The sequence below is a fragment of the Curtobacterium flaccumfaciens genome (assembly GCF_051548005.1).
Taxonomy (GTDB): Bacteria; Actinomycetota; Actinomycetes; order Actinomycetales; family Microbacteriaceae; genus Curtobacterium.
This window is the reverse complement of sequence record NZ_JBPUGH010000041.1, coordinates 1-22,365: the sequence shown is the minus strand read 5'-3', so window position 1 is coordinate 22,365 and position 22,365 is coordinate 1. Positions and strand designations below refer to the sequence as shown.

General features: G+C 72.0%; 18 protein-coding genes and 1 tRNA gene. 15 read left to right on the top strand and 4 right to left on the bottom strand.

Annotated features, from left to right (window positions below; genetic code table 11):
- Window positions 1–55: 55 nt before the first annotated feature.
- On the top strand, window positions 56–316 hold the full coding sequence (locus tag ACSW7Y_RS07255) for a DUF3039 domain-containing protein (protein WP_022904204.1): 261 nt from the start codon (window positions 56–58) through the stop codon (window positions 314–316).
- 24 nt (window positions 317–340) lie between these two features.
- On the opposite strand, the gene ACSW7Y_RS07250 is transcribed toward ACSW7Y_RS07255, so the two are convergent.
- Window positions 341–1,696, bottom strand: a complete 1,356-nt coding sequence (locus ACSW7Y_RS07250) for a nicotinate phosphoribosyltransferase (RefSeq protein WP_438125640.1) — start codon at window positions 1,694–1,696, stop codon at window positions 341–343.
- A 156-nt stretch (window positions 1,697–1,852) separates the two neighbouring features.
- On the opposite strand from ACSW7Y_RS07250, the gene murI reads away from it, so the two are divergent.
- From murI to rdgB, 3 genes are read left to right on the top strand one after another with little or no spacing between them, the layout of a single operon-like run.
- Window positions 1,853–2,698, top strand: coding sequence for a glutamate racemase (gene murI / locus ACSW7Y_RS07245; RefSeq protein ID WP_438125639.1), 846 nt, complete (start codon window positions 1,853–1,855; stop codon window positions 2,696–2,698).
- Window positions 2,695–3,429 carry a ribonuclease PH gene (gene rph, locus ACSW7Y_RS07240; protein ID WP_438125638.1) on the top strand — a complete coding sequence of 245 codons (735 nt, stop codon included), beginning with the start codon at window positions 2,695–2,697 and terminating at the stop codon, window positions 3,427–3,429. Before murI ends, rph begins: the two co-directional genes overlap by 4 nt.
- Window positions 3,426–4,022, top strand: a complete 597-nt coding sequence (gene rdgB, locus ACSW7Y_RS07235; RefSeq protein ID WP_438125637.1) for an RdgB/HAM1 family non-canonical purine NTP pyrophosphatase — start codon at window positions 3,426–3,428, stop codon at window positions 4,020–4,022. The genes rph and rdgB overlap by 4 nt, the downstream gene beginning before the upstream one ends.
- Window positions 4,023–4,253: 231 nt before the next feature.
- Here the strand turns inward: rdgB and ACSW7Y_RS07230 are convergent, their stop codons facing one another.
- From ACSW7Y_RS07230 to ACSW7Y_RS07220, 3 genes are all read right to left on the bottom strand, one after another.
- A complete protein-coding gene (locus ACSW7Y_RS07230; protein WP_438125636.1) occupies window positions 4,254–4,946 on the bottom strand; it encodes a DedA family protein in 693 nt (230 codons plus the stop codon).
- A gap of 132 nt (window positions 4,947–5,078) precedes the next feature.
- Window positions 5,079–5,158: transfer RNA gene (locus ACSW7Y_RS07225), tRNA-Leu, on the bottom strand.
- Window positions 5,159–5,247: 89 nt separating this feature from the next.
- Window positions 5,248–6,549, bottom strand: coding sequence for an MFS transporter (locus ACSW7Y_RS07220; RefSeq protein ID WP_438125635.1), 1,302 nt, complete (start codon window positions 6,547–6,549; stop codon window positions 5,248–5,250).
- Between the two features lie 38 nt (window positions 6,550–6,587).
- Between ACSW7Y_RS07220 and mnmA the strand changes: the two genes are divergently transcribed.
- From mnmA to gap, 11 genes are all read left to right on the top strand, one after another.
- On the top strand, window positions 6,588–7,694 hold the full coding sequence (gene mnmA / locus ACSW7Y_RS07215) for a tRNA 2-thiouridine(34) synthase MnmA (protein WP_438125634.1): 1,107 nt from the start codon (window positions 6,588–6,590) through the stop codon (window positions 7,692–7,694).
- A 77-nt stretch (window positions 7,695–7,771) separates the two neighbouring features.
- Complete coding sequence (gene ligA, locus ACSW7Y_RS07210) at window positions 7,772–10,114, top strand: NAD-dependent DNA ligase LigA (protein ID WP_438125633.1); 2,343 nt, start codon at window positions 7,772–7,774, stop codon at window positions 10,112–10,114.
- Window positions 10,115–10,331: 217 nt separating this feature from the next.
- Window positions 10,332–11,657, top strand: a complete 1,326-nt coding sequence (locus ACSW7Y_RS07205; protein WP_438125632.1) for an alpha/beta hydrolase — start codon at window positions 10,332–10,334, stop codon at window positions 11,655–11,657.
- 375 nt (window positions 11,658–12,032) lie between these two features.
- Entirely contained in the window at window positions 12,033–14,399 is a 2,367-nt protein-coding gene (locus tag ACSW7Y_RS07200) for a transglycosylase domain-containing protein (protein ID WP_438125631.1), read from the top strand.
- Window positions 14,400–14,569: 170 nt separating this feature from the next.
- A complete protein-coding gene (gatC, locus tag ACSW7Y_RS07195) occupies window positions 14,570–14,869 on the top strand; it encodes an Asp-tRNA(Asn)/Glu-tRNA(Gln) amidotransferase subunit GatC (RefSeq protein WP_175328571.1) in 300 nt (99 codons plus the stop codon).
- 12 nt (window positions 14,870–14,881) lie between these two features.
- Window positions 14,882–16,426, top strand: a complete 1,545-nt coding sequence (gene gatA, locus ACSW7Y_RS07190) for an Asp-tRNA(Asn)/Glu-tRNA(Gln) amidotransferase subunit GatA (RefSeq protein ID WP_438125630.1) — start codon at window positions 14,882–14,884, stop codon at window positions 16,424–16,426.
- On the top strand, window positions 16,426–17,931 hold the full coding sequence (gene gatB / locus ACSW7Y_RS07185; protein ID WP_438125629.1) for an Asp-tRNA(Asn)/Glu-tRNA(Gln) amidotransferase subunit GatB: 1,506 nt from the start codon (window positions 16,426–16,428) through the stop codon (window positions 17,929–17,931). Before gatA ends, gatB begins: the two co-directional genes overlap by 1 nt.
- Before the next feature lie 149 nt (window positions 17,932–18,080).
- Window positions 18,081–19,319 carry a type III polyketide synthase gene (locus ACSW7Y_RS07180; RefSeq protein WP_438125628.1) on the top strand — a complete coding sequence of 413 codons (1,239 nt, stop codon included), beginning with the start codon at window positions 18,081–18,083 and terminating at the stop codon, window positions 19,317–19,319.
- Window positions 19,316–20,035 carry a methyltransferase domain-containing protein gene (locus tag ACSW7Y_RS07175; protein ID WP_438125627.1) on the top strand — a complete coding sequence of 240 codons (720 nt, stop codon included), beginning with the start codon at window positions 19,316–19,318 and terminating at the stop codon, window positions 20,033–20,035. Before ACSW7Y_RS07180 ends, ACSW7Y_RS07175 begins: the two co-directional genes overlap by 4 nt.
- A 60-nt stretch (window positions 20,036–20,095) precedes the next feature.
- On the top strand, window positions 20,096–21,046 hold the full coding sequence (locus ACSW7Y_RS07170; protein ID WP_438125626.1) for a GlxA family transcriptional regulator: 951 nt from the start codon (window positions 20,096–20,098) through the stop codon (window positions 21,044–21,046).
- 94 nt (window positions 21,047–21,140) lie between these two features.
- The gene (gap, locus tag ACSW7Y_RS07165) at window positions 21,141–22,244 is read left to right on the top strand and encodes a type I glyceraldehyde-3-phosphate dehydrogenase (protein ID WP_438125625.1); all 1,104 of its coding nucleotides are present in this window, start codon (window positions 21,141–21,143) and stop codon (window positions 22,242–22,244) included.
- The last annotated feature ends 121 nt before the right edge of the window (window positions 22,245–22,365 follow it).

Here is a 22,365-nt window from a genome sequence, read left to right as displayed (position 1 = left end):
CGCATCGCCAGGGCCCCCCTTCGCGACGGGGCGCGGCGCGTCGTACCCTGGACGCATGAGCATGACGGAACCCGGTGGCGGCCTCGACGTGATGGACCGCGAGCTCGAGAAGCTCCTCGAGGACGAGGGGATCGAGCCCGGCGATCACGAGCGGTTCTCGCACTACGTGAAGAAGGACAAGATCCTCGAGTCGGCGCTCAGCGGCAAGCCCGTCAAGGCGCTGTGCGGCAAGAAGTGGATCCCCGGACGTGACCCGGAGAAGTTCCCGGTCTGCCCCGACTGCAAGAAGATCTACGAGCGCATGAAGGCCGAGTAGTCCTCCGCAGCTCCCGATCGCCGGTCAGATGACCAGCGTGGGGACGGCCGGGTCGCCCCGACCGATGCGCGATGCGTCGGCGGGCAGCTCGGCCTTCGCCATCTTGTGGTGCTTCCGCGCCGCCTCGACGCCCGCGCTGCCGAGGAACGCCGGGTCCACCTCGCCGTTCGTCACCACCGGGACGAGCAGCGGCCGCTCGTCGGGGCCGACCGCGCCCTGGGTGAGCACGACCTCCGCGGTGGCGATGCCGTTGCGGAGCCGCCGGCCGGCCTCCTTGCGGCCGCCGGTCGACGCCTTGTCGGCGGACTTCTTCGCGACCGGGACCCAGGCGTCGTCCGCAGCGTCCCGGTGCGCCACGAGCTTGAACACCATGCCCGCTGCCGGGTGTCCGGAGCCGGAGACGACCGACGTGCCGACGCCGTAGGAGTCCACCGGGGCAGCCCGGAGGGCCGCGATCGTGTACTCGTCGAGGTCGTTCGTCACCGTGATCTTCGTCCCGGTCGCGCCGAGCCGGTCGAGCTGTGCCCGGACCGCGGCGACGACGGAGGGCAGGTCGCCGGAGTCGATCCGCACCGCTCCGAGCTTGCCGTCGGTCAGCCGGACGGCCGTCTCGACCGCGGCCTCGATGTCGTACGTGTCGACGAGCAGGGTGGTGCCGTTGCCGAGGGCGTCGAGCTGCGACCGGAACGCGGCCTCCTCCGAGTCGTGCAACAGCGTGAAGGCGTGCGCGGCCGTGCCCATCGTCGGGATGCCCCACGTGCGCCCGGCCTCGAGGTTGCTCGTCGCACCGAACCCGGCGATGTACGCGGCGCGGGCGGCAGCGACCGCGTTCCACTCGCCCGTGCGCCGGGAGCCCATCTCGGCGAGCGGCCGGTGGTCGGCGGCGGACACCATGCGCGCGGCGGCACTCGCGATCGCGCTGTCGGCGTTGAAGATGCTCAGCGCGAGGGTCTCGAGGACGACGGCCTCGGCGAAGGTGCCCTCGATCTGCAGGACGGGCGAGTTCGGGAAGAACACCTCGCCCTCGCGGTACGCGCGGATGCTGCCGGTGAACCGGTAGTCGGCGAGCCACGTCGCCGTGCCCTCGTCGATGACACCGCGGTCGCGGAGGAAACCGATCTCCTCGTCGCCGAAGCGGAAGTCGCCCAACGCGGTGAGGAACCGACCGAGGCCGGCAGCGACGCCGTACCGGCGGCCGTCCGGCAGGCGGCGGGTGAACACCTCGAACACGCACCGACGGTCGGCGGTGCCGTCCTTCAGTGCGGCGTCCACCATCGTGAGTTCGTACTGGTCCGTGAGGAGCGCGCTGGTCACCTCCCCGACACTACGGCAGGCCTCGGCGGCTCGCCGGTCCGTGCGCGGTTCCGCACACGGTGGCAGCCCGCGGGGGTCGCACCGCGAGCACAACCTCGCACCGTGTGGGCGGGCCTCGCACGGTGCGAGGGTGGGCGGGGCTCGCACCGTGCGAGGTGGCGGCGCGGGCGGTCGGACGGGCAGGCGGTCGGGGTGCGTCGCGTGGTCGGTACGCTGGTGGGTGTGACGGATGCACCGATCGGAGTCTTCGACAGCGGGGTCGGCGGGCTCACGGTGGCGCGGGCGATCATCGACCAGCTGCCGCGCGAGAGCATCCGCTACGTGGGGGACACCCTGCACTCGCCGTACGGGCCGAAGCGCATCGCCGACGTCCGCCACTACGCGCTCGAGGTCATGGACGACCTCGTCGAGCAGGGGGTCAAGGCGCTCGTCATCGCGTGCAACACCGCGTCCTCCGCCGTGCTCCGCGACGCTCGGGAGCGCTACGAGCAGGCGTACGGCATCCCCGTGGTCGAGGTCATCCAGCCCGCGGCCCGTGCCGCCGTGAAGCAGACCCGCACCGGCCGCATCGGGGTGATCGGCACCGTCGGGACCATCGCCTCCCGGGCCTACGAGGACGCCTTCGCGGTCGCCGCCGACGTCACGCTCTCGCTCGCCGCGTGCCCCCGCTTCGTCGAGTTCGTCGAGGCCGGGGACACCTCGTCGCCGGCGCTCCGCACGGTGGCCGAGCAGTACCTCGCCCCGATCCGCGCCGCCGACGTCGACACGCTCGTGCTCGGTTGCACCCACTACCCGCTGATGTCCGCGGCGATCCAGTACGTCATGGGTCCGGACGTCACCCTCGTGTCGAGCGCCGAGGAGACGGCGAACGACGTCTACCGCCGGCTCGTCGAGCACGGGCTCGAGCGCACCAGCCCGGAGCCGCCGACGTACGCGTTCGAGGCGACCGGCGACGACAAGAACGGCTTCATCCGGCTCGCCCGGCGCTTCCTCGGACCCGAGGTCTCGAGCGTCGGCCACCTCCAGACCGGGGCCATCCTGCTGCCCCACACCGAAAGGACCCCATGAGCACCCGCATCGACGGCCGCGCCGCGACCGACCACCGTCCCGTCACGATCGAGCGGGGGTGGAGCACGCAGGCCGAGGGCAGCGCGCTCATCTCCTTCGGCAACACGAAGGTGCTGTGCACCGCGTCGTTCACCAACGGCGTGCCCCGCTGGCTCGCCGGCAAGGGCACCGGGTGGGTCACCGCCGAGTACTCCATGCTGCCGCGTTCCACGAACGAGCGGATGCAGCGCGAGTCGATCAAGGGCAAGGTCGGCGGCCGCACGCACGAGATCTCCCGCCTCATCGGTCGTTCCCTCCGCGCGGTGGTCGACACGAAGGGCCTCGGCGAGAACACCCTCGTGATCGACTGCGACGTGCTGCAGGCCGACGGTGGCACCCGCACGGCGTCCATCACGGGCGCGTACGTGGCCATGGTGGACGCGATCGAGTGGGGCCGGGAGCGCGGCTTCGTCGGGAAGAAGGCGACCCCGCTGCTCGACAGCGTGCAGGCGATCTCGGTCGGGATCGTCAAGGGGGAGCCGATGCTCGACCTCGCGTACACCGAGGACTCGGCCGCCGACACCGACATGAACATCGTGACGACGGGGTCGGGGAAGTTCATCGAGGTCCAGGGCACCGCCGAGCACGCGCCGTTCGACCGCGACGAGCTGGACACCCTGCTCGACCTCGGCCTCGCGGGCAACGCGTCGCTCGCCGCGATCCAGCGCGAGGTGCTGGGGCAGACCTCGTGACCGATCGTCGGGTCGTCCTCGCCAGCCACAACGCCGGCAAGCTCGTCGAGCTGCGCGACATCCTCGGCGATGCACTCGGGCACGGCGTGGAGCTCGTCGGGTACGACGGACCGGAGCCCGTCGAGGACGGCGACTCCTACGCCGCGAACGCGCTCATCAAGGCCCGGGCCGCCGTGGCGCACACGGGGCTCCCGGCGCTCGCCGACGACTCCGGCATCGCCGTGGACGCGCTCGACGGTGCGCCGGGCATCCACTCGGCCCGGTACGCCGGGACCCGGGTGGACGCCGACAACATCGCGCTGCTGCTGCAGAACCTCGAGGGCGTCGTCGAACGGACCGCGGCCTTCGTGTGCGCCGCGGCCTTCGTGACGCCGGACGGCACCGAGCACGTGTTCGAGGCGGTCTGGAACGGCGAGGTCACGACGGAGCCGATCGGGGACGGCGGGCACGGGTACGACCCGGTGTTCCGGCCGGACGACGCTGACCGGACCTCGGCGCAGCTGACGCGCGACGAGAAGAACGCGCTGAGCCACCGCTCGAAGGCGTTCCGCGGCATCGCACCGATCGTGCGGGAGTACTTCGGCGCAGAGTAGGCGCGGTGGCTCGCGGGGCACCGGTGCGCCGTACGTCGATGCGCCGTGCGCCGTGCGCCGGTCCGCGAGCGGGCAGGACGCGAGCTCTGCAGTACGCCGAGCGGGCGGGAGGAGCTGTCCATCGGCCGCGAGTGTGACGGTGTTCGCCCGCTCACGGTCGCAGCCCGCTCACGGTCGCAGCCCGCTCGCGGCCGCGGCCCGCTCGTGGCCGCGCGGACGACACCGTCCGGGTCAGACCTGCGGGTCGACCTCGGCCTGCTGCTCGGCGTGCTTCGCCTTGCGCGCGTTCCGGAAGTAGGTCAGCGCCATCGGGACCACGGTCACGACGACGGCGGCGAGCAGGATCACGTCGATGTACGACCGGACGATGTGCGCCACGAACGGGATGTGTCCGATGAAGTAGCCGAGGAACGTGACGCCGACGCCCCAGATCACGGCACCGATCGCGTTGTAGAGCGAGTACTTCTTGTAGTTCATCCGACCGACACCGGCGGCGATCGGCAGGAACGTGCGGACGACCGGCACGAAGCGGGCGAGGATCACGGCGAGCGGACCGAACCGGTGGAAGAACGCGTTCGTGCGGTCGACGTTCGCCTTGGAGAACAGTCCGCTCTCCTTGCGCTCGAAGATCGGCGGACCGGCCTTCTTGCCGATGTAGTAGCCGAGCTCGCCGCCGAGGAAGGCCGACGCCGCGATCATCAGGGCCGCGACCCAGATCGGGATGCCGCCGATCGCGCCGCCCCGGTCGAAGGCGAAGAGGCCGGTGATGACGAGGAGGCTGTCGCCCGGGAAGATGAAGCCGACGAGCAGGCCGGTCTCGGCGAAGATGATCGCGCAGACGACGAGCACGGCGACGGCCCCGAAGTGGTCGAGGATGTACTGCGGATCCAGCCAGGGGATCAGGGCGAGTGCGACGGAGTGCATGGTTCTTCCGGTCGAGCGGGCGGGGACACGAGGACGACCCCGCAGGGGTCAGGCTACCGTCCCCGTGTGTCAGGGCCATCCGCCGACGGAGTGAGTCTGCGGACGTGGTCAGGAAGGTGCGGAGAACCGCCGTGCGGAAGGAGGGACTCGAACCCTCACGCCGGGGCACAGGAACCTAAATCCTGCGTGTCTACCAATTCCACCACTCCCGCGACAGCGGCAGTCTACCGAGCGGGACCGGCGGGGCGGACGCGCGCCGTGCCTCCCGGCCGTCCCTGCGCGCGCAGCGCCGTCGACACCGTCAGCGCAACCGGCGGGGGAGGTACCGCGGGACGTACCGCAGGAGAACCCCGGCCCCGACGAGTCCGAGGACGCCCATCACACCGCTCGCCACCGCGATCGACGCGACGGCGGTGACCCCGGAGATCAGCAGCGGCGCGGCGGCGGACCCGAAGTCCCCGGTGAAGCGCCAGGCACCGAGGAACGGCGCCGGGTGGTCCCGCGGCGCGAGGTCGGCACCGAGCGTCATGAGGATGCCGGAGCCGACGCCGTTCGCCAGGGACATCCCGATCGCGATCGCGACGAACCAGCCGACCCGTGCATCGAGGTGGCCCGACCAGGCGAGGAGGAAGTAGCTGACGCTGAGTCCGAGCATGCAGGGCAGGGCGCTCGCGAGGCGACCCCATCGGTCCATGATCTGCCCGCTCGTGTAGAACAGCGCGAAGTCGACGGCTCCGGCGATGCCGATGACGAGCGCGGCGGTGGAGTCGTCCAGGCCGACGCTCACGGCCCACAGGGGCAGGATGACCTGCCGTCCGGCGCGGAGCGCGCCGATGAGGCCGGCGCCGCTGCCCAGGCGGAGCAGGACCTTCCGGTGCGCGCGGATGGTGCGGAAGAGGCCGTGGGCCTCGTCCTGCACGAACTGCGCGCCGGTGTCGGTGGGCGGCTCCGCGACGGCCGTGGCGGTCGCGGGGACGCCGGCGTCCGGCCGGGAGGCGCGGGCCGGCTTCCGGAAGCCGCGTGCGCCCGTCGCCGGGTCGCGGATGACGAGGAGCACGACGGCGGCGAGGAGGCAGCAGGTGACGTGGATCCAGAAGGCGCTCTGCGTCGCGCCGGTGAGGTGGATCACACCCGCCGAGACGAACGGGCCGACGAAGTAGCCGAAGCGGAACACGCCGCCGAGGCTCGACAGGGCGCGGGCCCGGACGTGGACCGGGATCGCGGTCGTCATGTACGCGTGGCGGGCGAGGGCGAACACCGCGGTCGAGACGCCGACGAGGAACACCCCCACGGCGAGGACCCAAGCGTTCGGGGACCACACGCAGACGAGGAGACCGACGACCGAGACCGCAGCGGCACCGATCATCGCGTTGCGCTCGCCGATCCGCCCGACGACGACCCCCGACGGCACGTCGCCGATGAGCTCGCCGACGAGGATGAGCGACGCCACGAACCCCGCGAACGCCAGGCCCGCTCCGAGGTTGTCGGCGGCGATCGGGATGATCGGGATGATCGCCCCCTCGCCGATCGCGAAGAGGGCGGCGGGGAGGAACCCGGACAGGACGACCGCCCGGAGGTCGAAGGCGGGGGTCTCGGAGGGCATCGTTCGCACAACGCTACGCCGGTGCTTACCCTGGAGGCATGCGAGTACTGGCAGCGATGAGCGGCGGCGTCGACTCGGCGGTCGCGGCGGCACGGGCCGTCGACGCCGGACACGACGTGGTCGGGGTGCACCTGGCCCTCAGCCGGATGCCCGGCACGCTCCGCACCGGCAGCCGGGGGTGCTGCACGATCGAGGACTCGATGGACGCACAGCGCGCGGCGTCCGTGCTCGGCATCCCGTACTACGTGTGGGACTTCTCGGCGCGGTTCAAGGAGGACGTCGTCGACGACTTCGTGGCCGAGTACCAGGCCGGCCGGACGCCGAACCCGTGCATGCGGTGCAACGAGCGGATCAAGTTCGCGGCGCTGCTCGAGAAGGCGCTCGCCCTCGGGTTCGACGCGGTCGCGACCGGGCACTACGCCTCGATCGTCACCGGCGCGGACGGCTCGCGTGAGCTCCACCGCGCGGCGGCCTGGGCGAAGGACCAGTCCTACGTGCTCGGGGTGCTGACCGCCGAGCAGCTCCAACACGCGATGTTCCCGCTCGGTGCCACGCCGTCGAAGGACGAGGTCCGGGCCGAGGCCGCCGCGCGCGGGTTGACCGTGGCGCAGAAGCCCGACTCGTACGACATCTGCTTCATCCCGGACGGCGACACCCGCGGCTGGCTGGCCGACCGGGTCGGCACCGCCCCCGGTGACGTCGTCGAGCGCGACGGCACGATCGTGGGGGAGCACCAGGGTGCGACGGGGTACACGGTCGGGCAGCGGCGCGGCCTGCACCTGGGTCGTCCGGCGCCGGACGGCAAGCCGCGGTTCGTGCTCGAGATCCGCCCGAAGGAGAACACCGTCGTGGTGGGGCCCAAGGAGGCCCTCGACGTGTCCTCGATGTCCGGGGCGCGCTTCACCTGGGCCGGCACGGCGCCGGCCGACCCGTCGGTGCCGTTCGCCTGCGACGTGCAGATCCGCGCCCACGCCGACCCGGTCGCCGCGACCGCCCGGGTGGACGAGGGCCGGCTCGTCATCGACGTCGACGAGCCGCTCTCCGGGGTCGCCCCGGGACAGACCGCGGTGGTGTACGTCGGCACGCGGGTGCTCGGACAGTGCACGATCGACGCGACGGTGTCGGCGGTCCCGGTCGGCGCCTGACCGCGGCGCCTCCGCGCCGCTCCCGGGCAGGGTGCTCGCTGCGCGTTCGGTCGGTGGTTGCCGGTAGAACTGAGGGCATGAGCGAGAGCACGCCCGACGACGACACGACGTTCGAGACGACCGCCCCGTCCGACCTCGACGCCGCGCAGTCGGCGCGTGAGGTCGACCGGCTCCGCGCCCGCATCACCGAGCTCCGGCACGAGTACTACGAGGGCAACGCCTCCACCGCGTCGGACGCCGACTACGACGCGCTGCAGCACCGACTCGCCGCGATCGAGGAGCTGCACCCCGAGCTCCTCACCGACGACAGCCCGACGCAGACCGTCGGTGGGCAGGCGCAGACGACGCAGTTCGCGCCGGTCGAGCACGCCGAGCGCATGCTCAGCCTCGACAACGTCTTCAGCCCGGACGAGCTGACGGACTGGGCCACGAAGGTCGAGCGCGACGCGGGTGCCGAGCGGGTGCGGTGGCTCACCGAGCTGAAGATCGACGGGCTCGCGATCAACCTCCGGTACGAGGACGGTCGGCTCGTCTCGGCGGCGACGCGCGGCGACGGTGTCGTCGGCGAGGACGTCACCGGCAACGTCCGGACGATGGGGACGATCCCGGACCGCCTGGCCGGCACCGGGCACCCGCCGATCGTCGAGGTCCGCGGCGAGATCTTCTTCCCGGTGGCCGAGTTCGACGAGCTCAACGCCAAGCAGCGCGAGGCGGGCGAGAAGGTGTTCGCCAACCCGCGCAACGCCGCCGCTGGGTCCCTCCGTCAGAAGGAGGAGGGCAAGTCCGAGGCGAAGCGCGCGCTCATGGTCGACCGCCTGCGTCGGCTCCGGATGCTCGTGCACGGCATCGGCGCGTGGCCCGTGCGGGAGCTCGAGCGCTCGACCGAGGCGCACTCGCAGTCCGAGGTCTACGAGCTCCTGCAGACGTGGGGCCTGCCGACGAGTTCGCACTACCGGGTCTTCGACACCGTGGACGAGGTCCTCGGCTTCGTGCGGGACTACGGTGACCGTCGCGCGTCGGTCGAGCACCAGATCGACGGCATCGTGATCAAGGTCGACGACCTCGCCCTGCACGAGGAGCTCGGGTCGACCTCGCGCGCGCCGCGCTGGGCGATCGCGTACAAGTACCCGCCGGAAGAGGTCCACACGAAGCTCCTCGACATCGTGGTCAGCGTCGGGCGCACCGGCCGTGCGACCCCGTTCGCGTCGATGGAGCCAGCCGAGGTCGCCGGGTCCGTCGTCCGTCAGGCGACGCTGCACAACCAGGACGTCGTCAAGGCGAAGGGCGTGCTCATCGGCGACACGGTGGTCCTCCGGAAGGCCGGCGACGTCATCCCCGAGGTGCTCGGTCCGGTCGTCGAGCTCCGCGACGGCTCCGAGCGCGAGTTCGTCATGCCCGCGGCGTGCCCGGAGTGCGGGACGCCCCTCGCCCCCGCGAAGGAGGGCGACAAGGACCTCCGGTGCCCGAACGCGAAGAGTTGCCCCGCGCAGGTCCGTGGCCGCGTGGAGCACATCGCCTCGCGCGGCTCGCTCGACATCGAGGGCCTCGGCGAGGTCGCCGCCGCAGCACTGACCCAGCCGCTGCACCCCGAGACCCCGCCCCTCGTGACCGAAGCAGGGCTGTTCGACCTGACGATGGAGGACATCGTCCCGATCGAGGTGATCGTCCGCGACGCCGAGACGGGCATGCAGAAGACCGACGACGCCGGTGTGCCGAAGCGCGTCACGCCGTTCAGTCGCGCGCGCAAGAAGACCGACCCGCCCTTCGACCCCGATGCCCACGGCGCCGACTACACCGGTGAGCCGAGCCGCTTCCCGTCGAAGAACGCGTTCGAGATGCTCGCGAACATCGACGCCGCGAAGACGAAGGACCTCTGGCGCCAGCTCGTGGCGCTGAACATCCGGCACGTCGGCCCCGTCGCAGCTCGGGCACTCGCCACGCACTTCGGCTCGCTCGAGGCGATCCGCGCGGCGTCACGCGACGACCTCGCCGGGGTGGACGGCGTCGGGGGCATCATCGCCGACGCGCTGCTCGCCTGGTTCGACGTGGACTGGCACCGCGACATCGTCGACCGGTGGACCGCCGCTGGGGTGCGCTTCGCGATCCCCGGGCACCCCGGGCCGGGAGCGGCCGCGGCCGAGGGCGGTGTGCTGACCGGCGTGACCGTCGTCGCGACCGGGTCGCTCGAGGGGTACACGCGAGAGGGTGCACTCGAGGCGATCATGGCCGCCGGTGGAAAGGCGGCCTCGAGCGTGAGCAAGAAGACCGACTTCGTCGCCGCCGGTCCGGGTGCCGGCTCGAAGCTGACGAAGGCGGAGCAGCTCGGCGTCCGGATCATCGACGCCGAGCAGTTCCGACTCCTCGTCACCGAAGGCCCCGAGGCGCTCGGTGACGCACCGGAGGCGCCGGCAGGGAGCTGAGCAGCACTCGGAACACGACTCGCTCGTGTCCGCTCGGAACGGCACACCCTCCCGTGCACCCAGTTTGGGGGCCAAGTTGCAACAGGCATGTTCCCAAACGGGCCGGTTTTCGTAAACTCGACGGAGCATCACCCGTCGTCTGCAGGGGGACGACGGGACGGCCTTCCCGGGGGAGACCCGATTGCTGCTCATCGCCGCGGCTCTGCTCACCGCCTCGATGCACTCCGTGGGAGTGGTCGAGGCCCCCGACGTGCCCGCTCCCAGCCCGACGGTCGTCGTGCAGACCGCTCAGCGCGCCCTCGAGCAGGTCTCGGTACCCCAGATCGGATCGGTCGGGGTGCAGATCGACGCCGACGCCGTCGCGCACGCTCCGGGCAGCGAGTTCCTCGAGGACCTCGTGTCGATGCCGACGGCGGACCTCCGGCGCGTCGCCGTCGACCCGGCCGTCGTCACCACCGTGCAGGACGACCCGCCGACCGCCCGCCAGGTCGCGTCGTGGTGGGCGGGGCTCGGCGACGACGAGCACCAGGTCCTCGAGACCCTCGCGCCCGGAGTCGTCGGGAACCTCGAGGGCGTGCCCTACGCCGTCCGCGACCGTGCGAACCGCATCACGCTCACCGCGGCGCTCGTGGACCACGCGACCCCGCCCGCCGAGACCGCGATGCTCGGCCAGGTGCGCCGCTCGCTCGAGTCCGCCCCCGGCGACCCCCGACGCATGCTCATCACGCTCGACACCCGCGGGGCCGGTCGGGCGGCGATCGCCATCGGTGACCTCGAGAGCGCCGCCGACGTCACCGTCGTCGTCCCCGGCATGTTCTTCACCGTCACCGGGCAGATGCACGACTTCACCGACACCGCGAACGACCTGGCCACGGAGCAGGCGACGCTCGCGCCGGTGGCCGCGGCCGGGCACGGGCACGGTGTGGCGGTCGTGGCGTGGATGGGCTACCGCACGCCCGACCTGTCGAACATCCTGTCGCTCTCGCTCGCGCAGACCGGGGCCGAGCGGCTCGAACGCGCGGTGGCCGGGCTCCGCGAGGTCCGCGGCGCGGAGCAGCCCCGGCTGAACATCGTCGCGCACTCCTACGGCTCGACGACGTCGCTCATCGCCCTCGCCTCGGGCCGGATGCACGCCGACAGCCTCACCGTGCTCGGGTCGCCCGGTAGCTCGGTCCGCACGGCCGCGCAGCTCGCGGTGACCCCGGGCGAGGTGTTCGTCGGCGGCGCGCACAGCGACCCGATCGCCGGGTCCGGGTACTTCGGCACCGATCCCGGCTCGGCGTCCTTCGGCTCGACCCTGCTCGACCTCGCCGGGAGCGCGGACACCAGTGCGGCCGGCGACGTGTTCCGTCGTCCGTCCGGGCACAACGACTACCTCAAGCCCGGGACGGCGTCCCTGCACGACGTGGCCCTCATCGCGGTCGGCCGCGGGGACCTGGTGCGCGAGCAACTCCGACGGGGTGAGGGCACCGGCGGCGGTGGCGTGCCGGGGACGCCGGACATGTACCTCGTCCGACCGCAGGACGTCCAGCAGCGCGAGTGACCCGCCCACGCGACCGGGTCGGGGCGCGCGGGCGCACCGCGCACGCACGGTGCGAGGCGCTCCCCGCTCGGTGCGAGGTCCTCGCCATGGTGCGAGGGGAACAAGCTCGCACCATGGCGAGCACCTCGCACCGTTTCCCGGCGACGTCCCGAGGCGCAGCGGCAGGCACCTGCGGAGCCGCGCCAGCGCGCCGTGACCGGATCGTGACCGGAGGCCGACGTCCGCGACCGGCACCGTGCCTCCCGGCCGGATGCGCGACCCCTCGCGGGACGCGAGCCGCGCGCCGGGCAGCCTGAAGAGGAACCTGAGCGACGGTGCAGTCTGCGACGGTTCCGCGCCAGAACCAACCCAGGGCGCCCACCTAGCGTGCTCGCCATGCGTGTGATCCGGTGGCCGGCGGCCCTCCTGACCTTCCTCGGCATGTCCGTCCTCGCGGGGATGCTCGTGACGGTCGCCGTCACGCCCGCCGTGGCGGTCGTCGGGGAGGGCGCATCGGGGGCGGCCTCGTTCTTCGAGGACCTGCCCGACTACCTCGACATCCAGACCCCGCAGCAGGTGTCCGCCGTGTACGCGACCAAGAACGGCCAGCAGGTCAAGATCGCGTCCTTCTACGCCGAGAACCGGACGAACGTGACGAGCGCGCAGATGGCGGACTCGCTCAAGCAGGCCGCGATCGACACCGAGGACCCGCGCTTCTACGACGAGGGCGGCATCGACGTCATCGGCACCCTTCGTGGAGCTGCAGCGACCGCGGTCGGCGGCGACGTGCAGGGCGGATCGAGCATCACGCAGCAGTACGTCAAGAACGTGCTCGTGCAGCAGTGCGAGTCGTTGACCGGGAAGAACGCGGCCGACACGCAGAAGAAGGTCGACGCCTGCTACGCCGACGCGGCCGGGGTCACCCCGCAGCGCAAGCTGCAGGAGATGCGCTACGCGATCGCCGTGAACAAGAAGTACTCGAAGGACCAGATCCTCACCGGGTACCTCAACATCGTCGGCCTCGGCGGCCGGGTCTACGGCGCCGAGGCGGGTGCCGAGTACTACTTCGGCGTGCACGCGAAGGACCTCTCGCTCGTGCAGTCCGCGACCCTCGTGGCGATCCTCAACAACCCGTCGAACCTGCGCATCGACCAGCCGAGCGACAAGGCCAACGGCAAGGCGAACGGGTACGCGCTCACGAAGGAGCGTCGCGACTACGTGCTCCGGCGCATGGAGGCGCACCACTCGATCACGAAGGCGCAGATGACCGCGGCCATCGCGACGCCGGTCCAGCCGAGGATCACCGCGACGGCGAACGGCTGCTCGACCGCGGCCTCCGGCTTCGACGCGGGCTACTTCTGCGACTACGTCCGCGACGAGGTGCTGCAGGACCCGGCGTTCGGGAAGACCGCAGCCGAGCGCATCGCGACGCTCGACACCAAGGGCCTGCAGATCCACACCTCGCTCGACCTCGACCTGCAGGCGCAGGGTCAGTCGGCACTGTCGGCGTACGTCCCGCCGACGATGGCGGGGATCGACGTGGGCGGCTCGAACGTGACGGTCGAACCGGGCACCGGCCGCATCCTGTCGATGGTGCAGAACACCGCCTACACGCAGGGCGACAGCAGCGCCCCGGGCACGACCGCGGTGAACTACAGCGCGGACACCGCGTACGGCAACTCCGGCGGGTTCGCGACCGGTTCGACCTTCAAGGTCTTCACGCTCGCGGAGTGGCTCGCCACGGGGCACACGCTGAGCGACACCGTCAGCACGACGCAGCACGACTACCCGACGTCGGAGTTCACGAACTCGTGCGCCGACATCAACGGTCCGGACTGGCCTGTCGCCAACGCCGAGGCGGTCCCCGCCTCGATGAGCGTCCAGGCCGCGACCAGCGAGTCGATCAACACCGCGTTCGCCGCGATGGGCAAGCAGCTCGACCTGTGCAACATCGCGAACCTCGCGGCGAAGATGGGCATCCACCTCGCGAACGGCGGCAAGATCAGTTCCGTCCCGTCGATGATCCTCGGCACGAACAACCTCTCGCCGATCGACCTCGCCGAGGCGTACGCGGGCTTCGCGAACGACGGCATCGTCTGCACGCCGACCGCGATCGACTCCGTCACCGAGGCCGACGGCACCAAGATCACGCCCACCAAGTCCTCCTGCACCCAGGGCGTCGACCCGGCCGTCGCGGGGACGGTCGACTACGCGCTCCAGGGTGTGCTCAGGGGCAACGGGACCGCCGCGAGCGCGAACCCGGACGACTCGACCCCGAAGTTCGCGAAGACCGGCACGACCGACAGCGACGTGCAGAACTGGCTCGTCGCGTCCAGCACGAAGTACACGAACGCGACGTGGATCGGGAACGTGCAGGGGAACGTCGGACTCGCGAACACGCCGTTCCTGCAGGGCACGACCGGGTACAGCGCGAAGTTCGGGGTCGGCAAGCAGATGATGACCTACCTCGACGGCCACTACGGCGGTGATGCACTGCCGACGCCGGACCCGGCGATGATCGGGAACGCGTCGTCGTCGTCGTCTTCTTCTTCGTCGTCTCCTTCTTCGTCGGGGTCGCAGTCCGGTGCCGGGGCGGGCACTCCGGCCACGCCGGGTGACCAGTCGACGACCGGGACGCAGCAGCAGCCGGGGCAGCAGCAGACGGGTGCGCCGGCCGCGCCGGCCGGGGCGGCAGCGCCCGGGCAGAGCGGCGGGACGGGCAAGGGCGGCACGTCGGGCAAGGGCGGCACGTCCGGCGGGTGACGGCCGGGAGGCACGGCTCGGCCCCGCCTCGCAGGGTCGCGCTGGCCGGTCGGTTCCTGCACCCGATGGGCGGGAGCTCCGTCCCTCCACACGTCGCGCCCGGCGGGCGGGCTGCGCGAGCGTCCGCAATAGACTGGTGCGCATCCCACGAACGCAATCGACGGAGCACCATGCCTGACATCACGAGCGAGCAGGTCGCCCACCTGGCGAGCCTCGCGCGTATCGCACTCACGCCCGACGAGATCGAGAAGATGACCGGGGAGCTCTCGCACATCGTCGAGAGCGTCGCCCGGGTCACCGAGGTCGCGACCCCGGACGTCCCGGCGACGAGCCACCCGGTCCCGCTCGAGAACGTCACCCGCCCGGACGAGGTCGGCGCGACCCTCACCCAGGAGCAGGCGCTCTCCGGTGCGCCCGACTCGGACGGCGAGCGGTTCCGCGTCACCGCCATCCTCGGCGAAGAGCAGTAAGGGGCCACGACCGTGAACGACATCACCAAGCTGAGCGCCGCCGCGCTCGCCGACGCCCTCGTCGCCCGCGACGTCTCCAGCGTCGAGGCCACGCAGGCCCACCTCGACCGCATCGCCGCCGTCGACGGCGACGTGCACGCGTTCCTCCACGTCAACGAGAACGCCCTGGCCGTCGCGAAGTCCGTGGACTCCCGCCGTGCCGCCGGGGACGAGCTCGGGGCGCTCGCCGGCGTGCCCGTGGCCGTCAAGGACGTCCTGTGCACGCAGGACATGCCGACGACCTCCGGCTCGAAGATCCTCGAGGGCTGGCGTCCCCCGTACGACGCGACCCCGGTCGCCAAGCTGCGCGCCGCCGGCCTCGTGCCGATCGGCAAGACCAACATGGACGAGTTCGCCATGGGGTCGACGACCCAGTTCTCGGCCTACGGCCCGACGCACAACCCGTGGGACCTCGACCGCGTGCCCGGCGGCTCCGGCGGTGGCTCGGCGGCAGCGGTCGCCGCGTACGAGGCGCCCTTCGCGCTCGGCTCCGACACCGGTGGCTCGATCCGGCAGCCCGGTGCGTTCACGGGCACGGTCGGCGTGAAGCCCACGTACGGCGGTGTGAGCCGGTACGGCGCGATCGCCCTCGCGTCGTCGCTCGACCAGATCGGCCCGGTGTCGCGGACGGTCCTCGACGCGGCCCTGCTGCACGACGTCATCGGCGGGCACGACCCGCGCGACTCGACCTCGATCCCGGGGGAGTGGCCGTCGATGGCCGACGCCGCCCGGACCGGGCTCCAGGCGGACACGCTCCGCGGACTCACGGTCGGCGTCGTCAAGGAGCTCGCGGGTGGCGAGGGCTTCCAGGCCGGCGTGACCCAGCGCTTCCAGGAGACCGTCGCGCTCCTCGAGTCGGCGGGTGCCGAGGTCGTCGAGATCGACGCCCCCTCGTTCGCCTACGCGATCAGTGCGTACTACCTGATCCTGCCGGCCGAGGCGTCGTCGAACCTCGCGAAGTTCGACTCCGTGCGCTTCGGCCTGCGCGTCACGCCCGAGCACGGTGCGACCGTCGAGGACGTCATGGCCGCCACGCGCGAGGTCGGCTTCGGCCCCGAGGTCAAGCGACGCATCATCCTCGGCACCTACGCGCTGAGCGCCGGCTACTACGACGCGTACTACGGCTCCGCGCAGAAGGTCCGCACGCTCGTGCAGCGCGACTTCGCGGCCGCCTTCGACAAGGTCGACCTGCTCCTCAGCCCCTCGGCGCCGACCACGGCCCTGCCGTTCGGTGACCGCATGGACGACCCGCTCGCGATGTACCTCAACGACCTCACCACGATCCCGGCGAACCTCGCGGGCGTGCCCGGCATGAGCATCCCGAACGGCCTCGCCCCCGAGGACGGCCTGCCGACCGGCGTGCAGCTCATGGCGCCGCAGCGCGAGGACGCCCGGCTCTACCGCTACGGCGCCGCGCTCGAGCGGCTGCTCGAGCAGCAGTGGGGTGCCCCGCTCATCGACCGAATCCCCGACCTGGACGCCTCCCAGCAGTCGGCAGCGCAGGAAGGCGTGATCTGATGGCGCAGAAGGAAGCCCTGATGGACTTCGACGAGGCACTCGAACGCTACGAGCCGGTGCTCGGGTTCGAGGTGCACGTCGAGCTCGGCACGAAGACCAAGATGTTCTCGGACGCGCCGAACTTCTTCGGCGGCGAGCCGAACACCAACGTGACGCCGGTCGACCTCGGACTGCCCGGGTCGCTGCCGGTCGTGAACGAGCAGGCCGTCCGGTACTCGATCAGCCTCGGCCTCGCGCTCGGTTGCTCGATCGCCGAGTCGTCGCGGTTCGCGCGGAAGAACTACTTCTACCCGGACAACCCGAAGAACTACCAGATCTCGCAGTACGACGAGCCGATCGCCTACGAGGGCGAGGTCGAGGTCGAACTCGCCGACGGCACCATCTTCCAGGTGCCGATCGAGCGCGCCCACATGGAGGAGGACGCCGGCAAGCTCACGCACGTCGGCGGTGCCACCGGACGCATCCAGGGCGCGGAGTACTCGCTCGTCGACTACAACCGCGCGGGCGTCCCGCTCGTCGAGATCGTCACGAAGCCGATCTTCGGCGCCGAGCACCGCGCGCCGGAGCTCGGCGCGGCGTACGTGCAGGTCATCCGTGACCTCGTCCGGGCGCTCGGCGTCTCCGAGGCGCGCATGGAGCGTGGCAACCTCCGCTGCGACGCGAACATCTCGCTCCGCCCGCGCGGGCAGGAGAAGCTCGGGACCCGCACCGAGACGAAGAACGTCAACTCCTTCCGCTCGGTCGAGCGCGCCATCCGGTACGAGATCCAGCGGCAGGCGGCGATCCTCGCTGCCGGTGGCACGATCACGCAGGAGACCCGTCACTGGCACGAGGACACCGGCCGCACCTCGGCCGGCCGACCGAAGTCGGACGCGGACGACTACCGCTACTTCCCCGAGCCCGACCTCCTGCCGGTCGTCCCCGACCGCGCACTGGTCGAGGAACTGCGCGCCGCGCTGCCGGAGGCTCCGGTCGCGCGTCGTCGACGGCTCAAGGGCGAGTGGGGCTTCGCGGACCTCGAGTTCCAGGACGTCGTCAACGGCGGGCTCCTCGACGAGGTCGAGGGCACGGTCGCTGCCGGTGCCGCGCCGCAGGCCGCGCGCAAGTGGTGGACGGGCGAGATCACCCGCGTCGCGAACGCACAGGACGCGACCGCCGGCGACCTGGTCTCGCCGCAGCACGTCGCCGAGCTCATCGCGCTCGTCGAGTCCGGCGACCTCACGGACCGCCTGGCGCGTCAGGTGCTCGAGGGCGTCATCGCCGGGGAGGGATCGCCCTCGCAGGTCGTGGAGTCGCGCGGGCTGAAGGTCGTCTCCGACGACTCGGCGCTCACGGCCGCGGTCGACCAGGCGCTCGCCGCGCAGCCGGACGTCCTCGCGAAGATCAAGGACGGCAAGGTCCAGGCCGCCGGCGCGATCATCGGTGCCGTCATGAAGGCCATGCAGGGTCAGGCCGATGCCGCCCGCGTGCGCGAGCTCGTGCTCGAGCGCGCGCAGCAGGGCTGACACCCCGGCACCGAGCGCGGCGGAACCGCGTTCCGGACACAGCACCGTGGTTCACCACGGTGCTGTGTCCGTTCCGCGGTGTCGAGCCCTTCGCCGGGGCCGCGGACGCAACCTGGGGACGCGTCAGCGACCCGGTGACAGGATGAGTCGTGTCCGCAACGATCCGCGCTATCGGTACCGCCGTCCCGCGGACGACCCTCGGGCAGTCCGCCGTCCGTGACCTCTTCCGCGGTCAGACCGACACGTCGCGGTTGGCGCAGCGGCTCATCGGGGCGGCGTTCGACGGCTCCGCCGTGGACACGCGGCACACCGTCCTGCCCGAACTCGACCCGGCTGCGGACGCCGGAGCCTTCCGCGACGAGCACGGCGCACTGGTGTCCCCTTCGACCGGGTCGCGGAACGACGCCTACCGGTTGCTCGCACCGCCGCTCTTCGTCGCGTCCGCACGTGACGCGCTGACCCGAGCGGAGACGGCACCGGAGACGATCACCCACGTCGTGACGGTGTCGTGCACGGGCTTCACCCAACCCGGACCCGACCTGGACATCGTCGAGCAGCTCGGTCTCCGCCCGTCGGTCTTCCGGCAGCACATCGGCTTCATGGGCTGCTGCGCGGCGTTCCCGGCGCTCCGGATCGCCGCCGCGTTCGTCGACGCCGATCCGGAAGCGGTCGTGCTCGTCGTCTGCGCCGAACTCTGCACGCTGCACGTCCGGACCTCGGACGACCCCGACCAGATCGTCTCGAACAGCGTCTTCGGCGACGGCGCAGCCGCGGCGGTCGTGGCCGCCGGGGGACCGGGGCTCCGGATCGACGACTTCGCCACCAGCGTCGTGTCCGAAGGAGCCGACGACATGGCGTGGAACATCGGCGACGAGGGCTTCGAGATGGTGCTCTCCACGGCCGTCCCGAAGCTCATCGGCGAACACGTCGCTGCGGCGGTGGCCCCGCTGCTCGGTGGTGCTCCGGCCGCCGCGGTCCCGACCTGGGCCGTGCACCCCGGCGGCCGGGCGATCCTCGACCGGACGGAGGAGGCGCTCGGGCTGCCTGCCGACGCCCTCACCGCGAGCCGGACCGTCCTCCGCGAGCACGGGAACATGTCGAGCGCGACCGTGCTGTTCGTCCTCGCCGAGGCACTCGGGAGCGGCCTCGAGGACGGCGCCCCGATCGTCGCCCTCGCGTTCGGCCCGGGGCTCACCGTGGAGTGTGCACGCCTCACGGTGGCCGCACCGCTGCACACCGCGGTCACCCGAGCCGCGTCGACGACCGTCGCGGCCGAGAGCGACACCGACACCGACAGCGACACGACTGACACCGACGCGACCGGCACCGACGCGACCGACACCCACCCGCTCGCCACCGGCGCAGCGGTGACCGCCGGCCGGCCGTGAGTCGTCGAGACGAGGCCGCGCCGCGCCTCCCGGTCGACCTCTCCGTCCGGGACGTCGCGCTGCGCGAACTCATGGACGACCCCGACTGCGACCCGAGGGCGCTGGACCGGACCTTCCGACGGTTCGCCGTCGTGAACGCACTCGTGAGCGGCTGGCGGACGGTCTGGCGGACGCACGTCATGCCCGCCCTGCCGCCGTCCGGCCGTGGTCGTGTGCTCGACCTCGGGTGCGGCGGCGGGGACCTCGCACGCGCGCTCGTCCGGTGGGCGGCGAGCGACGGCTTCGACGTCGAGGTCGTCGGGGTCGACCCCGATCCGCGGGCGATCGCCGCTGCCGACCGATCGCAGCAGCGGGGTGCGACGTTCCGGGAGCAGTCCAGCGGCGACCTCGTCGCGGCGGGTGAACGCTTCGACGTGGTGGTCTCGAACCACGTGCTGCACCACCTCGCCGACGACGAGCGCCGCGGCTTCCTCGCCGACTCCGAGCGTCTCGCCGCGTCGCGCGTCGTGCACTCCGACATCCGACGCTCGCGCAGCGCCTACCGGTCGTACGCCCTGGCCTCGCCCTTCGTCGCCGCGGGTACCTTCGTCCGCGTCGACGGTCTCCGCTCCATCCGGCGGAGCTTCACGGTCGACGAGCTCCGCCGCGTGCTCCCCTCTGGCTGGGTCGCCGAGTCCGCCGCGCCCCACCGGGTGCTCGCCGTCCGCGACACCTGACCCGGCAGGTGTCCTGGCCGGTCCGCCCGGCGGCCGTGGCCGATCCGCTAGCGTCGGCGCATGGCCGATCGTCCGCACCGTGTGGCCGTCCTCGTGCTGCCCGGCGCGAAACCCCTGGACGTCGGGATCCCGGCGCAGGTGTTCTCGAACCGTCCGAGCATGCCCTACGAGGTCCGGGTCTGCGGGCCACGGGCGGGCACGGTGCGGGGCGGTGACGGGCTCTCGTACTCCGTCGGGCGAGGACTCGAAGCCGTCGACTGGGCGCAGACGGTCTTCGTGCCCGGCTACCGGTTCCCCGCCGACACCACGCCACCCGAGGCCGTCGTCCGTGCGCTCCGGGCAGCGCACACCGCCGGCAAGCGCATCGCGGCGATCTCCACCGGCGCGTTCGCACTCGCGGCGGCCGGGCTCCTCGACGGACGTCGAGCCACGACGCACTGGCACTACACGCGGGTCCTCCGCGACCGGTACCCAGCGGTCGACGTCGACGAGGACGTGCTGTTCGTGGACGAGGGCACGGTGCTCACGAGTGCCGGAGCGGCGAGCGGCATCGACCTCTGCCTGCACCTCGTCCGTCGGGACCACGGCGTCGGGCTCGCGAACCACGTCGCGCGACGGCTGGTCAGCGCTCCGCACCGCAGCGGCGGGCAGGCGCAGTACATCGAGCGTTCGGTCCCGTCCGCCGCGGACGCGACCTACGCGGACACCCGGGAGTGGGCGCTGCGGCACCTCGGCGATCCCCTCACGCTCGCCGACCTGGCCGAGCACGCGGCGGTGTCCACCCGCACCTTCTCGCGACGCTTCGTCGAGGGGACCGGGTACACACCCATGCAGTGGGTCCTCCGGGCTCGCGTCGACCTCGCCCGCGAGCTGCTCGAGCGATCCGACCTCGCGATCGACCAGGTGGCCGCGCGCGTCGGGCTCGGGACGGACGCGAACCTCCGGCTGCACTTCCGCCGCGTGCTCGGGGTGACGCCGACGGCGTACCGCAGGACGTTCCAGCAGGAGTGAGCGATGTGGCGAGATCCTTCCGGAAGTGGGCGCGAGCGCCACTGGGGAAGGGTGCCACCGCCGACGAGCATGGAGGCCGAACGAAAGGAACGCCATGACCCGCATCGGCATCAACGGCTTCGGCCGCATCGGTCGCAACACGCTCCGCGCCCTGCTCGCCCGCGAGGGGGACGCCGCCCACGGCTCCGACGGCGACCGGCTCGAGGTCGTCGCCGTCAACGACCTGACCGCGCCCGACACCCTCGCGCACCTGTTCAAGTACGACTCCGCCCTCGGGCCCTTCGACGGGACCGTCGAGGTCGCGCACGACGACGGCGCCGACCACCTGGTGGTCGACGGACACCGCATCCGTGTCCTCGCCGAGCGCGAACCGGCAGCGCTGCCCTGGGGCGACCTCGGCGTCGACGTCGTCCTCGAGTCCACGGGTCGGTTCACCTCCCGCGAGGCCGCCGCGCAGCACCTCGACGCGGGCGCACGACGTGTGCTCATCAGCGCTCCGGCGACCGGCGCCGACGTGACGCTGGCGTACGGCGTGAACACCGGCGCGTTCGACCCGCAGGAGCACACCGTGGTGTCGAACGCGTCCTGCACCACGAACGCGCTGGCGCCCCTCGCGTCGGTCCTCGACGACCTCGCCGGCATCGAGCACGGCTTCATGACGACCGTGCACGCCTACACCCAGGAGCAGAACCTGCAGGACGGCCCGCACCGGGACCTCCGCCGGGCCCGTGCCGCCGCGGTGAACATCGCACCGACCACCACCGGTGCGGCGAAGGCCATCGGGCTCGTGCTCCCGCGGCTCGACGGCAAACTGTCCGGCGATGCGATCCGGGTGCCCGTGCCGGTCGGGTCGATCGTCGAGCTCAACACGGTCGTCGGGCGGGACGTCACCGTCGACGAGGTCAACGCGGCGTACCGTGCCGCTGCGGAGGGGCCGCTCGCCGGGGTGCTCGCGTACACGAGCGACCCGATCGTCTCGACGGACGTGCAGCAGAACCCGGCATCGAGCATCTTCGACTCGCTGCTCACCCGGGTCGACGGCGGGCGGCACGTGAAGGTCGTCGCCTGGTACGACAACGAGTGGGGCTTCTCGAACCGGGTGGTCGACACGCTCGGCCTCCTCGGGCGCGCGGCGGCGGCCGCCGCGGAGCGGCCAGCGGCCGCCGCGGAGCGGCAGCGGGCGCGAGTGTCGTGCTGAGCGACGAGTCTCGTGCTCAGGAGCGCGAGACTCGTCGCTCACCACGAGTCTCGTCGTGCCGGAAGCGCCCTGGCACCGCGCACAGCGCGCACACGACGGCCGGGAGGCCCGTGGCGGCGTC

Coding starts and splice junctions, on each gene's coding strand:
- ACSW7Y_RS07200 (WP_438125631.1), top strand. CDS start 12,033: ATGCGTGTGATCCGGTGGCCGGCGGCCCTCCTGACCTTCCTCGGCATG.
- gap (WP_438125625.1), top strand. CDS start 21,141: ATGACCCGCATCGGCATCAACGGCTTCGGCCGCATCGGTCGCAACACG.
- ACSW7Y_RS07230 (WP_438125636.1), bottom strand. CDS start 4,946: ATGCACTCCGTCGCACTCGCCCTGATCCCCTGGCTGGATCCGCAGTAC.
- ACSW7Y_RS07255 (WP_022904204.1), top strand. CDS start 56: ATGAGCATGACGGAACCCGGTGGCGGCCTCGACGTGATGGACCGCGAG.
- gatB (WP_438125629.1), top strand. CDS start 16,426: ATGGCGCAGAAGGAAGCCCTGATGGACTTCGACGAGGCACTCGAACGC.
- ligA (WP_438125633.1), top strand. CDS start 7,772: ATGAGCGAGAGCACGCCCGACGACGACACGACGTTCGAGACGACCGCC.
- rph (WP_438125638.1), top strand. CDS start 2,695: ATGAGCACCCGCATCGACGGCCGCGCCGCGACCGACCACCGTCCCGTC.
- gatC (WP_175328571.1), top strand. CDS start 14,570: ATGCCTGACATCACGAGCGAGCAGGTCGCCCACCTGGCGAGCCTCGCG.
- mnmA (WP_438125634.1), top strand. CDS start 6,588: ATGCGAGTACTGGCAGCGATGAGCGGCGGCGTCGACTCGGCGGTCGCG.
- ACSW7Y_RS07220 (WP_438125635.1), bottom strand. CDS start 6,549: ATGCCCTCCGAGACCCCCGCCTTCGACCTCCGGGCGGTCGTCCTGTCC.
- ACSW7Y_RS07170 (WP_438125626.1), top strand. CDS start 20,096: ATGGCCGATCGTCCGCACCGTGTGGCCGTCCTCGTGCTGCCCGGCGCG.
- ACSW7Y_RS07205 (WP_438125632.1), top strand. CDS start 10,332: ATGCACTCCGTGGGAGTGGTCGAGGCCCCCGACGTGCCCGCTCCCAGC.